This window comes from Rhodobacter sp. P1_C2, assembly GCF_056406375.1.
Map to the genome: position 1 here is coordinate 105,129 of NZ_JBFUAG010000007.1, position 12,841 is coordinate 117,969.

Below are 12,841 nucleotides of genomic sequence, written 5' to 3' on the forward strand. Positions count from 1 at the left end.
GCAAAGAACAGGCCGCAGGCAAGGACCCATGAAACCGCAATCGCTTGTCCGAAACATCCTCACCGTCGGAGGATGGACGCTCCTTTCACGCGGCACCGGCTTTGCCCGCGATGTGCTGATGGCCGCCTATCTGGGCACCGGCCCGGTGGCCGAGGCCTTCCTGGTCGCCTTCTCGCTGCCCAACATGTTCCGCCGCTTCTTCGCCGAGGGCGCCTTCAACATGGCCTTCGTGCCGATGTTCGCCAAGAAGCTGGAAGGTGGCGAGGATGCGACGGGCTTTGCCCGCGACGCCTGGAACGGGATGGTGGCGATCCTTTTGCTGGTCACGCTGATCGGCACGCTCGCCATGCCCTGGATGGTCTGGGCGATGGCCTCGGGCTTTGTCGGCGAACGCTTCGATCTGGCGGTGGAATTTGGTCGGATCTCCTTCAGCTACATCCTCTTCATCTCGCTGGTGGCCCTGCTGTCGGGGATCCTGACTACGCATGGCCATTTCTCCGAAGCCTCCTTCGTGCCGATCCTGATGAACCTGGTCTTCATCGCCGCGATGTTCCTCGCGCGGTGGGCGGGTTGGGACATGGGAAAGACCCTGTCCTGGACGGTGCCGGTGACGGGGGTGGCGCAGCTGGCCTTCACCTGGTTCTCAGCCCATCAGATCGGCTACAGTTTCAGCTTCGGCCTGCCACGCTGGACGCCGGATCTGCGCCGGCTGGCCCTGATCGCGGGGCCGGCGGTCCTGTCGGGCGGGGTCGTGCAGATCAACATGCTGGTGGGCCGTCAGGTCGCCTCCTATACCGAGGGTGCCGTGGCCTGGCTGACCTATGCCGACCGGCTCTATCAGCTGCCGTTGGGCGTGGTGGGCATCGCGATCGGCACCGTCCTTCTGCCCGACCTGTCGCGCCGCTTGCGGGCGCGCGATCACGAGGGCGGGCGCGATTCCCTCAACCGTGGGGCAGAGTTCGCCCTGGCCCTGACCCTGCCCGCCGCCGTGGCGCTGGTGGTGATCGCCATACCGCTTTGCGCCGTGCTTTACGAGCGTGGCGCCTTCACCGCCGAGGATACCCAAGCCACGGCGCTGGTGCTGGCGATCTATGGCGCGGGCCTGCCGGCCTTCGTGCTGCACAAGATCTTGCAGCCGCTGTTCTATGCCCGTGAGGACACCCGCAGCCCCTTTGTCTATGCGCTGGCCTCGATGGTCACCAATGCGGTGATGGCAATTGGCCTGATGCCATGGCTCGGCTTTTCCGCCGCCGCCTGGGCCACCACCCTGTCGGGCTGGGTCATGGTCTGGCAGCTGTGGCGCGGGTCGCGCAAGATGGGGGAGGTCGCACATTTCGACGCCCGCTTCCGCCAGCGCCTGCCGCGGATCGTCGCGGCCTCGGCCTTCATGGGGCTGGTGCTTTGGGGGGCGGCGCAGGTCATGGACCCCTGGCTGCACCTGCACCTCTGGCGCTATCTCGCGCTTCTGGCGCTGTGCTGCATCGGCATCGTGGCCTATTTCGGCAGCGGCACGCTGATCGGCGCCTTCCGCCTGTCGGATTTCACCGCCCTGCGCCGCGGGCGCCGGGCGGTCTGAGGGTCAGCGTAGGCCTCAGCGGGCGCGAACACGCATCAGAAGCTTGTTCCAGCCGCCCGGGCTGACCGCGAAGGACAGCGCGAAACCGGCGACGAAGGCCGCAAGTTCCGCGATCCAGTTCCAGCCGATGCCCGAGGTGACCCCGGCCGAAACCAGCGCCACCACGCCGAACAGAATGCGCACCCCTAAGAGAAAGCCGATCAGCCGGAAGGCACTGATCCGCGAATTGCCCAGAAGCGGCGCCTGCAGCCATTTGATATAGGTGAAGGCGCCGATCAGGCCATAGACCGGCGGATAGCCCCCGATCAGCCCGGCATGGGTATAGGGAATGGCGGTATAGGCCAGCGCCGCCGCGAGCGAAGCGCCGAAGAACACCACCAGCACTGCCCACCAGCGGAAGCTTTCGCCGACGAACTTGCCAAGCGCCAGCAGAAGGACCACGACGAACATCGCCTGGGTCACATCCTCGTGGACGAAGGGATAGGTGAAGGGCCGGTAAAGCCCGTCGAGGGGATATTGCTGCACCGTGATCATCTGGCGCAGGTAATCGGGGGCAAAGCCGAACTGCTGGATCGCCTGCGACCGCCAGCCGATGGCGGCCGGCCCGCCGACGATACCGGCTTCTCCGGCGTTGACCACCACCTCCATCGCGATCATCGGCAGGGCCAGCACCCAGACGATGGCGGGCAAGGGGTTCAGCGGTGCTTCGTTCAGATCGCTCATCAGCTTCTCTCCGGGGCTTTCATTGACGCCCATGGCGCCGAGGGATAAGGCGAAGCGTCGCATTTATCCAGATGGAGTTCCCGATGTCCGAGCCGGTCCAAACGCCTCAGACCACGCCTGCCGCCTTTCCGACCCGGATATTCTCGGGCATCCAGCCCTCGGGCGGGCTGACGCTGGGCAATTACCTTGGGGCGCTGAAACGCTTCGTGGAAAAGCAGGACGAGGGGATCGAAACGATCTACTGCCTCGTCGACATGCATGCGATCACCGTCTGGCAGGACCCGATCCGCCTGCGCCACCAGACGCGCGAGGCGGCGGCGGGTTTCATCGCATCGGGGATCGACCCCAAACGCTCGATCCTGTTCAACCAGAGCCAGGTGAGTGCCCATGCCGAGCTGGGCTGGATCTTCAACTGCATCGCGCGGATGGGCTGGATGAGCCGGATGACCCAGTTCAAGGACAAGGCGGGCAAGAACAGCGAAAACGTCTCCTTGGGTCTTTTCGCCTATCCTTCGCTGATGGCCGCCGACATCCTGGCCTACAAGGCGACCCATGTCCCGGTGGGCGAGGATCAGAAGCAGCATCTGGAGCTGTGCCGCGACATCGCGATGAAGTTCAACAATGACTATGGCGTGAATTTCTTCCCCATCGTCGAGCCGGTGATCGAAGGGGCCGCAACGCGCGTCATGTCGCTGCGCGACGGCACCTCGAAAATGTCGAAGTCGGACCCGTCGGATCAAAGCCGGATCAACCTGACCGACAGCGCCGACACGATCGCCAAGAAGATCCGCAAGGCCAAGACCGACATGGACCCCCTGCCCGATCACGTCGACGGGCTGAAGGACCGGCCCGAGGCGAAGAACCTCGTCAACATCTATGCCGCCCTCGCCGGCCATAGCCCGGCCCAGGTGATCCGCGACTATGCCGGCGCCCAGTTCGGCACCTTCAAGCCGGCGCTGGCCGACCTTGCCGTCTCCAAGCTGGAGCCGATCACCAGCGAGATGAACCGCCTGATGCAGGACCCCGGCGAGATCGACCGCATCCTCGGCGAAGGTGCCGTACGCGCCGATGCCATCGCCCGCCCGATTCTGGAGCAGGTCTATGACATCGTGGGCATGATCCGCTCGCGCCCGGTCTGAGGTGACGGCGCAAAACCCGGGCGCGGCGCACCCGCCCGGGTTGTCCACAGCTTTGTGATCCCCCGTCACGGAATCGATTCAAAGCCCCGCCATGGTGATCGGCAGAAGGCAATCGCCTCTCTCCCGGGCGCCCGCATCTGTCCCCGCAGCAGGGCCCATCGTCATCCCGGGTTGCGCCCCTGGACCTTCCCCGGCCAGGGGCGCGCTTTTTTCGCGGGGAAAACCGGCGAGGTTCCGCTTTGTCGGCGCCCTGGGTGCTTCCCTTGGCTCTATGGGCCTGCTTATCTGCGCCAAACCCCGGGGAGGATGAGATGACCATCACCACACACAGCGGCGCCACCCGCACCTTTTATGAGGGGCGCTGGCATGAGGGCGATCTTGCGGTCATGAAGGCCTCGGACCACGGGATCTGGCAGGGCTCTTCGGTGTTTGACGGCGCACGGCGGTTTGACGGGCTGGTGCCGGATCTGGACAAGCATTGCGCCCGGGTGAACCGCTCGGCCGAGGCGCTGATGATCACCCCGACTTGCACGGCCGAAGACATGATCGCGATCATCCGCGAGGGTCTGGCCGATTTCGCCCCGGGGCGCGCGGTCTATATCCGCCCGATGTACTGGGCGCTGCACGGCTCGGATCTGGGGGTGTCGCCGGAGCCGGGCGCCACCGGCTTTGCGATTGCGCTGGAAGAGATCGCGATGCCGCCGGCGAGCTTTGCCACCACCCTGACCCGGACCCGCTATCGCCGGCCGGTGCTGGAGGACAATGTCTGCAACGCCAAGGCGGGCTGCCTTTACCCCAACAACGCCCGCATGCTGGCCGAGGCCAAGGCCAAGGGTTTCGGCAATGCGCTGGTGGCCGATGCCTTGGGCAACCTCGCCGAAAGTGCGACGGCGAATATCTTCCTCGTCCGTGACGGCGTGGTCTTCACCCCGATCGCCAATGGCACTTTCCTGGCCGGCATCACCCGCGCCCGCCACATCGCCAACCTGCGCGCCGATGGGGTCGAGGTGGTCGAAACCGTCCTGACCTTCGAGGATGCCCACCGCGCCGACGAGATCTTCCTGTCGGGCAATTTCGCCAAGGTGACGGCGGTGGCCGAGTTCGACGGCACGCTTTACCCCCACCGCCCGATGACCGAACGGGCGCGGGCGCTTTACATGGACTGGGCCGCGGGCACCCGGATCTAGGAGCGGGGGCCAGCCCCCGCACCGGGCGAACAGCGGGGGCCAGCCCCCGCACCGGGCGAACAGCGGGGGCCAGCCCCCGCACCCCCGGGATATTTATGGACCAATGAAGGGGGCGGCGGGCGGCGCTGTCGGAAGGCTTGTCATCGCGGGTCGCCTTGGGCGATAAGGGCGGCGAAGGAGTGCTGCCATGCGCAAGTTTCTGGTCGTGCTGGACGATACGCGGGAATGTCTGAACGCGATGCGCTTTGCCGCGATGCGCGCCTCGCATACCGGGGGCGGGGTGCAGGTCCTGTCGATCATCCCGCCGGAAGAGTTCCAGCACTGGATGGGCGTGGCCGATCTGATGCGCGCCGAGGCGCGCGAGCGGATCGAGGCGCATTTCGAGGTCTTCGCCAAATGGATGCGCGACCGGCAGGGGGTCAACCCCGAGCTGGTGATCCGCGAGGGCGACCCGGTGGCCGAGATTCTGGCCCAGGTCCGCGAGGATGGCGAGATCGGGGTTCTGGTCCTCGGCGCCAGTTCCGAGAAGTCGGGACCGGGGCCCCTGGTCACCCATATGACCCGCAGTTCGGGCACGCTTCCGGTTCCGATGACCATCGTTCCCGGCGATATGAGCAAGGAACGGCTGGAAGCGATCACCTGACAGGAACGGACAAGCCATGCATTCCCCGCATGTCGCACTTGCGGCATGAGGTCTTTCTGCGGCGCAGCACAAGGCGCATATGGGCAGCGGGGAGGATAGCTGCAAAGGAAGTGTCATGTCCGACCAGAAGCACCGCAAATCGCCCGTGGCCGATGTCCCCGGTCTCGCTTATTTCACCGCCGAAGCCGAAAAGCCCGCCAAAGCCTCGCCCGCCCAGCCGCGTTCCGACCTTGCCGCGCTGGAGCAGATGTACGGCTATTTCGCAGCGTGATCGCAGTTTGGAATCGTTCCAACCTTGACTTGGCGACCCGCGAGGCGCATATCCGACAGGAATACTCGGGAGTTCTGCCATGTTCATCCAGACCGAATCCACGCCGAACCCGGCGACGCTGAAATTCCTGCCCGGCCTTGCCGTGCTGGACATGGGCAGCGCTGACTTCCCCTCGGAAGACAGCGCCGGCAAATCGCCGCTGGCCCGGCGGATCTTTGCGGTCAAGGGCGTCACCGGCGTCTTTTTCGGCACCGATTTCGTGACCGTCACCAAGGCGGATGGCGTCGATTGGCAGCATGTCAAGCCGGCGATCCTGGGTGCGATCATGGAGCATTACCAGTCCGGCCAGCCGGTGATCGAGGGCGAGCAGGCTGCCGCCCATGTCGCCCATGATGGCCCGGATGGCGATATCGTGAGCCAGATCAAGGAATTGCTCGACACCCGCGTGCGGCCCGCCGTGGCGCAGGACGGCGGCGACATCACCTTCCACGGCTTTGACCGGGGCGTGGTTTACCTCCACATGAAGGGCGCCTGCGCTGGTTGCCCCTCTTCGACCCTGACGCTGAAGATGGGGATCGAGAACCTTCTGCGCCACTATATCCCCGAAGTGACCGAGGTGCGCCCGGTTGCCGCCTGAACCACTCGTTCTGGCATTTGACACATCGGCGGCGCATTGCGCCGCCGCTTTGGTCTTTGGGGCAGGCCCGCAGCCGCGGATCGCCCGGAAGGTCGAGCTGATGGAGAAGGGTCAGGCCGAACGCCTGCTGCCGATGGCCGAAGAGCTTCTGGCGGCCGAGGGCAAGGCGCTGAAGGACGTGACAAGGCTGGCGGTGGGCCTTGGCCCCGGCAATTTCACCGGCATCCGGATTGCGGTCTCTCTCGTGCGGGGCCTGGCGCTTGGTCTGCGGGTTCCGGCCATTGGGGTGACGGCGTTCGAGGCGCTGGCCCATGCCGGCGGCGCAGATTTCACCGGTTGGGTGCTGATCGAGGCGCCGCGTGGCCAGTTCTATGCCCAGCACTTTCCCGATCAAGCGCCACAGATCCTTGACGCGGAGGCCGCCGCAGGCCTGCAAGGCCCGATCCTGCGCCGGTCCGATCTGGACACCCAGGCCTTCATCGCGGCGATTGCCGCCTGCGCCGTGACCAAACCCGCCGAGGGGGCCCCTCGCCCTGCCCCCTTCTACCTGCGTGGCGCCGATGCAGCCCCGCCCTCCGACCCGCCGCCGGTGATCCTGCCGTGACCGCTGCGGAGATGGCCCGGATTCACGCCGCAAGTTTCACCCTGCCCGAACCCTGGTCCGAGGCCGAGATCGCCGCGACCCTCGCCAGCCCTTATTGCTTTGCCATCACCGAAGCCGACGGTTTCCTGCTCGGTCAGGTCGTGGCGGGCGAGGCCGAGTTGATGACCGTGGCCGTGGCCCCTGCGTCCCGGGGCCAGGGTCAGGGCCGCGCGCTGGTCGAAGGCTTTCTGGCCGAGGCCCGCCGCCGCGGCGCCGAGGTGGCCTTCCTCGAGGTGGCCGAGACCAATGCCCCCGCCCGCAAGGTCTATACCGCTGCAGGGTTCGAGATCACCGGCCGGCGCAAGGGCTATTACCGGGGCGCGGGCCAGGTGATCGACGCGATTCTGATGCTCCGCCGGCTTCCGCGCGCCTGAGGCGGCAAGCCCTGCCGCCCGTTCCTTGATCGTATGATCAAAAATCAATCCCGGGTCAGAGAGATTCCTGTTGACCACCCGCGCGCGCTCCGACCTAAATCAGCCACGAATGCCCGCAACTGGCCCCTGAGTCTGGCACAGACTTGGACAGGCCACGGACAGGGCTGCACAATTTTGACAACCGGGAGATTGACATGACCGTGATGAAACGCCTGGCCGGGGCCACCGCCCTTGTGGCGCTGAGCACCGTGGCCGCGCTGGCGGAACCCGCCATCATCTATGACGTCGGCGGCAAGAACGACAAAAGCTTCAACGAGGCCGCCTTCAACGGCGCCGAGCGTTGGGCCAAGGAAACCGGCGGCACCTACAAGGAGCTGGAGATGCAGAACGAGGCGCAGCGCGAACAGGCGCTCCGCCAGCTGGCCGAGGCCGGCGCCAACCCGATCGTGATGACCGGCTTCGCCTTTGGTGACGTGCTGAACACCGTGGCGCCGGACTATCCGGACACCAAGTTTGCCATCATCGACATGGTGGTCGAACAGCCCAACGTCGAATCGATCGTCTTCACCGAAGAGCAGGGCTCGTTCCTGGCCGGCGTGATGGCTGGCATGGCCTCGAAGACCGGCGTCGTCGGCTTCATCGGCGGCATGGACATCCCGCTGATCCGCCGCTTTGGCTGCGGCTATGCCCAGGGTGTGAAGTCGGTCAATGGCAATGACACCGTGATCCTGAACATGACCGGCACCGATGGTTCGGCCTGGAACAACCCGGTCAAGGGCGCCGAGATCGCCAAATCGCAGCAAAGCCAGAAGGCCGACGTGATCTATGCCGCCGCGGGCGGCACGGGCGTGGGCGTGCTGCAGGCTGCCGCCGACATGGGCATCCTGTCGATCGGCGTCGACAGCAACCAGAACTACATGCACCCCGGCCAGGTCCTGACCTCGATGGTCAAGCGCGTCGACAATGCCGTGCATGACGCCTTCAAGGAAGGCGCCGACATCAAGCCGGGCATCAAGACCATGGACCTCGCCGCCGGTGGCGTCGATGTCGCGATGGACGAGAACAACGCCAAGCTGGTGACGCCGGAAATGAAGGCCGCCGTGGATGCGGCGGCTGCCAAGATCAAGTCGGGCGAGCTGAAGGTGCATGACTACATGTCGGACAATACCTGCCCGGCTGGTCAGTTCTGATGACGGAGACGGCTCAAATCCACGGCGGTTTGGGCGGGGGGCGGCAGGCAACTGCCGCCCCTTCTTCGCCCTATGCGATCGAACTCAAGGGCATCTCCAAGGCCTTCGGCCCGGTGCAAGCCAACCGCGACATCAACATCGCCGTCCCGCGCGGCACGATCCACGGCATCATCGGCGAAAACGGCGCCGGGAAATCGACGCTGATGTCGATCCTCTACGGCTTTTACAAGGCCGATGCCGGTGAGATCTTCATCAACGGTACTCTCACCCCCATCCCCGACAGCCAGAGCGCCATCCGCGCCGGCATCGGCATGGTGTTTCAACATTTCAAGCTGGTGCAGAATTTCACCGTGCTGGAAAACGTCATTCTGGGGGCCGAGGACGGCGCCCTGCTCAAATCCTCGCTGACGCGCGCCCGCGCCGAGCTGGAGGCCTTGAGCCATGAATATGACCTCGACGTGCATCCCGATGCGCTGATCGAAGACCTCAGCGTCGGGCATCAGCAGCGGGTGGAGATCCTGAAGGCCCTGTACCGTCAGGCCGATATCCTGATCCTGGACGAGCCGACCGGGGTGCTGACCCCGGAAGAGGCCGACCATCTGTTCCGCATCCTGCGCGGCCTGCGCGATCAGGGCAAGACGGTGATCCTGATCACCCACAAGCTGCGCGAGATCATGGAGACGACCGACAACGTCAGCGTCATGCGCCGCGGCACGATGGTGGCCACGGTCAAGACCGCCGAAACCTCGCCCGAGGCGCTGGCCGAGCTGATGGTGGGCCGCAAGGTCCTGCTGGAGGTCGAGAAGAAGCCCAGCACCCCGGGCCGCACCGTGCTGGAGGTCGAAAACCTCGTGGTGCGCACCGATGGGGTCGAGCGGCTGAAGGGCGTCGGTTTCACCATCCGCGCCGGCGAGATCCTCGGCATCGCCGGCGTGGCCGGCAACGGCCAGTCCGAACTGCTGGAGGCCCTGGGCGGCATCGCCGCCGCCACAGGCCGCATCACGATGAACGGCGCGGATCTGCCGCTCAAGGGCCGCAAGGCCAATGGCCAGACCCGCCGCGCCGCCGGCATCGCCCATGTGCCCGAGGACCGCCAGGCGCTTGGCCTGATCATGGATTTCGCCGCCTGGGAAAACGTGGCCTTCGGCTATCACAACGCGCCGGAATACCAGAAGAACGCGCTTTTCATGGATAACGCGGCCCTGAAGGCCGATACCGAGAAGAAGATGGCGACCTTCGACGTGCGCCCGCCGATCCCGACGCTGGCCGCCAAAAGCTTCTCGGGCGGCAACCAGCAAAAGATCGTCGTGGCCCGCGAGATCGAGCGCAACCCCGACCTGCTGCTGATCGGCCAGCCCACGCGCGGCGTCGACATCGGCGCGATCGAGTTCATCCACAAGCAGATCGTCGCGCTGCGCGATGCCGGGAAGGCGGTGCTGCTCGTCTCGGTCGAGTTGGATGAGATCATGAGCCTGTCGGACCGCATCCTCGTGATGTTCGACGGCAGGATCATGGGCGAGCGTGACCCCGAAACCACCGATGAGCGCGAACTGGGCCTTCTGATGGCCGGGATGACCGGGAAGGAGGCCTGAAATGGAGAAGTTGCCGCGTTGGGCGGATGTGGTGCTGGTGCCGCTGATCTGCCTGATCATCGCCTTCATCATGTGCGGGCTCTTGATCTGGGCCATCGGGCAAGACCCGGTGCAGGCCCTGACCATCATGGTGCAGGGCTCGCTCGGGTCGACCTATGGCTGGGGCTATACGCTGTACTATGCCACCAATTTCATCTTCACCGGGCTGGCGGTGTCGATCGCCTTTCAGGCCAGCCTCTTCAACATCGGCGGCGAGGGGCAGGCGACGCTGGGCGGGCTTGGCGTGGCGCTGTCCTGCTTGTTGATCCCCTGGCCGCACTGGACGCTGGCCCTGATGGGGTCGATGGCGGCCTCGGCCCTGTTCGGCGCGGCCTGGGCCTTCATCCCGGCCTGGCTGCAGGCGAAACGCGGCAGCCATATCGTCATCACCACGATGATGTTCAACTTCATCGCCTATGCCTTGATGAACTATGTGCTGGTCAACCTGCTGCGCCCCTTGGGCAGCATGGACCCGGCCTCGGCCCGCTTCCCCAAGATCGTGAACCTGCCGAAGCTGGGTGATATCCTCGGGCTGGTGGGCATCCCGTTTTCCAACAAGAATCCGGCCAATATCAGCCTGCTGATCGCCTTGGCCGCGGCTTTCGCGGTCTGGGGCCTGATGTGGCACACGCGGCTTGGCTATGCCCTGCGCGCTTTTGGAAAGTCGGAGAAGGCCGCGATCTATGCCGGGATCGACCCGGTCAAGATCACGATCTATGCGCTGGCCCTGTCGGGGGGCCTGTCAGGGATGATGGCGGTCAATGCCGTGCAGGGCGAGGCGCACCGGCTGTTGCTGAACTCGGTCGAGGGTGCGGGCTTCATCGGCATCGCGGTGGCGCTGATGGGCAGGAACCACCCCTTCGGCATCGTTCTGGCCTCGATCCTCTTCGGCTTTCTCTATGAGGGCGGTTCGCAGCTGGCGCTTGGCACCTCGATCCCGCGCGATGTGATCACGGTCTTGCAGGCGCTGGTCATCCTCTTCACCGGGGCCCTGCCCTATATGGTGCAGAAACCGCTGGAGAAATTGTTTGCGAAGCGGGGGGCACGCTGATGGATCTGCACAGCATTCTGCAAATTCTGGATTCGACGATCCGGCTGGCCACGCCCTTGCTTTTCGCCTGCCTCGCCGGGCTTTATTCGGAACGGGCCGGGATTTTCGACATCGGGCTGGAGGGCAAGATGCTGGTCGCGGCCTTTGCTGCGGCCTCGGCGGCCTATGCCACGGGCAATGTCTGGGTGGGGGTCATCGCGGGCATCGCCGCCTCGCTGGTCTTTGCGGCGATCCACGGGCTGGCGAGCATCACCTTCCGCGGCAATCAGCTGATCTCCGGCGTGGCGATCAACTTCCTCGCCTCGGGGCTGACGGTGGTGCTGGGGGCAAGCTGGTTCAAGCTTGGCGGCCAGACCCCGGCCCTGGCCGGCGGTGCGCGGTTCGAGGATATCGTCCTGCCCTTCGCGACGCCGATCACCACCGCGACCGAAGATCTGGGGTTCTTCGACGAGGTCTATTCCCGCGTCATCTCGGGCCATTCTATCCTGGTCTATGTCTCGCTGGCGCTGGTGCCTTTGACCTGGTGGGTGCTGTACCGCACCCGCTTTGGCCTGCGGCTGCGCGCGGTGGGAGAAAACCCGGCGGCGGTGGATACGGCGGGGGTCTCGGTCATCGGCCTGCGCTATGCGGCGGTGGCGATCACCGGCATCTTGTGCGGGCTGGCCGGGGCCTATATGGCGACCGGGCTTTCGGCAGGATTTTTGAAAGAAATGACCGCCGGTCGCGGCTATATCGCGCTGGCCGCGTTGATTTTTGCCAAGTGGCGGCCGTGGTATGCGCTTTACGCCTGCATGTTGTTCGGGTTCCTCGACGCCATCGCGATCCGCTTCCAGAACATCAACCTCGGCTTCATGGTGATCCCGGTCCAGTTCACCCAGGCCCTGCCCTATATCCTCACTGTCATCATCCTGGCGGGCTTTGTCGGCAAGGCCATCCCGCCCCGCGCCGGAGGCGAGCCCTATGTCAAAGAACGCTGAGGCCGAAAGCCTTGCCCTGATCCACGCCCGCGCCGGCGCGGCGCCGGTGGAAATCGCCCTCATCCTCGGTTCCGGCCTCGGCCATCTGGCCCATGCGGTGGAGGGCGTGGCGATCCCCTATGCCGATCTGCCGGGCTTTCCGCATGTCTCGGTCTCCGGCCACAACCCCAGCCTGCATGTGGGCATGCTGGAGGGGGTGCGGGTCGCCATACTCGGCGCCCGCGAGCATTACTATGAAAAGGGCAATCCCGCCGCGATGCGCAGCGCCCTGACGGTGATGAAGGCCCTGGGGGCCAAGGCGCTGATCGCCACCAACGCGGCGGGGTCGCTGCGCGAGGATATCCGCCCCGGCGATCTGATGCTTTTGTCCGACCATATCAACTTCTCGGGCCTCAACCCCTTGATCGGCGAGCCGACCGATGCCCGCTTCGTCCCGATGACCGAGGCGCATGACCCCGGCCTGCGCGCGGCCTTGCGCGCCTCGGCCAGGGCAGAGGGCGTGGCCTTGGCCGAGGGCGTCTATGCCTGGTACTCCGGCCCCTCGTTCGAGACTCCGGCGGAGATAAGGGCGATCAAGATCCTCGGCGGCGACGCGGTGGGCATGTCCACCGTGCCCGAGGTCATCCTCGCGCGGTTTCTGGGTCTGCGGGTAGCGGCGATTTCCACCGTGACCAACATGGCAGCCGGCCTGTCGGCGGAGCAGATCAGCCACGAACACACCAAGGCCATGGCGCCCTTGGGTGCCGCCAAGCTTGAACGGGTGCTGCGCCATTTCCTGCGGAACATGCGGCTGGCCTGA

Annotated in this window: 14 protein-coding genes; 13 read left to right on the top strand and 1 reads right to left on the bottom strand. The window is 65.5% G+C overall.

Annotation, left to right across the window (positions count from 1 at the left end):
- The first annotated feature begins 28 nt into the window (after positions 1-28).
- A complete protein-coding gene (murJ, locus tag AC1DZT_RS12855) occupies positions 29-1,576 on the top strand; it encodes a murein biosynthesis integral membrane protein MurJ (protein WP_478007037.1) in 1,548 nt (515 codons plus the stop codon).
- A 15-nt stretch (positions 1,577-1,591) separates the two neighbouring features.
- Here murJ and AC1DZT_RS12860 read toward each other — a convergent pair whose 3' ends face one another.
- Entirely contained in the window at positions 1,592-2,299 is a 708-nt protein-coding gene (locus AC1DZT_RS12860) for a rhomboid family intramembrane serine protease (protein WP_478007038.1), read from the bottom strand.
- Positions 2,300-2,382: 83 nt separating this feature from the next.
- Between AC1DZT_RS12860 and trpS the strand changes: the two genes are divergently transcribed.
- The 12 genes from trpS to AC1DZT_RS12920 all read left to right on the top strand — a co-directional run bounded on the left by trpS (position 2,383) and on the right by AC1DZT_RS12920 (position 12,841).
- Complete coding sequence (gene trpS / locus AC1DZT_RS12865; RefSeq protein ID WP_478007039.1) at positions 2,383-3,438, top strand: tryptophan--tRNA ligase; 1,056 nt, start codon at positions 2,383-2,385, stop codon at positions 3,436-3,438.
- A 311-nt stretch (positions 3,439-3,749) separates the two neighbouring features.
- Entirely contained in the window at positions 3,750-4,625 is an 876-nt protein-coding gene (locus AC1DZT_RS12870) for a branched-chain amino acid aminotransferase (protein WP_478007040.1), read from the top strand.
- Between the two features lie 187 nt (positions 4,626-4,812).
- Positions 4,813-5,268, top strand: coding sequence for a universal stress protein (locus AC1DZT_RS12875; protein WP_478007041.1), 456 nt, complete (start codon positions 4,813-4,815; stop codon positions 5,266-5,268).
- Positions 5,269-5,383: 115 nt separating this feature from the next.
- Entirely contained in the window at positions 5,384-5,539 is a 156-nt protein-coding gene (locus AC1DZT_RS12880; RefSeq protein ID WP_478007042.1) for a hypothetical protein, read from the top strand.
- Between the two features lie 79 nt (positions 5,540-5,618).
- Positions 5,619-6,176: a NifU family protein gene (locus AC1DZT_RS12885; RefSeq protein ID WP_478007043.1), complete on the top strand. Its 558-nt coding sequence runs from the start codon at positions 5,619-5,621 to the stop codon at positions 6,174-6,176.
- A complete protein-coding gene (gene tsaB / locus AC1DZT_RS12890) occupies positions 6,166-6,780 on the top strand; it encodes a tRNA (adenosine(37)-N6)-threonylcarbamoyltransferase complex dimerization subunit type 1 TsaB (protein WP_478007044.1) in 615 nt (204 codons plus the stop codon). Before AC1DZT_RS12885 ends, tsaB begins: the two co-directional genes overlap by 11 nt.
- Before the next feature lie 11 nt (positions 6,781-6,791).
- Positions 6,792-7,193, top strand: coding sequence for a ribosomal protein S18-alanine N-acetyltransferase (gene rimI / locus AC1DZT_RS12895; protein ID WP_478007045.1), 402 nt, complete (start codon positions 6,792-6,794; stop codon positions 7,191-7,193).
- A 194-nt stretch (positions 7,194-7,387) separates the two neighbouring features.
- Positions 7,388-8,383, top strand: a complete 996-nt coding sequence (locus tag AC1DZT_RS12900; RefSeq protein WP_478007046.1) for a BMP family lipoprotein — start codon at positions 7,388-7,390, stop codon at positions 8,381-8,383.
- Positions 8,383-9,975 (top strand): ABC transporter ATP-binding protein, encoded by a 1,593-nt coding sequence (locus AC1DZT_RS12905; RefSeq protein ID WP_478007047.1) that lies wholly within the window; start codon positions 8,383-8,385, stop codon positions 9,973-9,975. The genes AC1DZT_RS12900 and AC1DZT_RS12905 overlap by 1 nt, the downstream gene beginning before the upstream one ends.
- Position 9,976: 1 nt before the next feature.
- On the top strand, positions 9,977-11,065 hold the full coding sequence (locus tag AC1DZT_RS12910) for an ABC transporter permease (protein WP_478007048.1): 1,089 nt from the start codon (positions 9,977-9,979) through the stop codon (positions 11,063-11,065).
- Positions 11,065-12,042 (top strand): ABC transporter permease, encoded by a 978-nt coding sequence (locus tag AC1DZT_RS12915; protein WP_478007049.1) that lies wholly within the window; start codon positions 11,065-11,067, stop codon positions 12,040-12,042. The genes AC1DZT_RS12910 and AC1DZT_RS12915 overlap by 1 nt, the downstream gene beginning before the upstream one ends.
- Positions 12,026-12,841, top strand: a complete 816-nt coding sequence (locus AC1DZT_RS12920) for a purine-nucleoside phosphorylase (protein ID WP_478007050.1) — start codon at positions 12,026-12,028, stop codon at positions 12,839-12,841. The genes AC1DZT_RS12915 and AC1DZT_RS12920 overlap by 17 nt, the downstream gene beginning before the upstream one ends.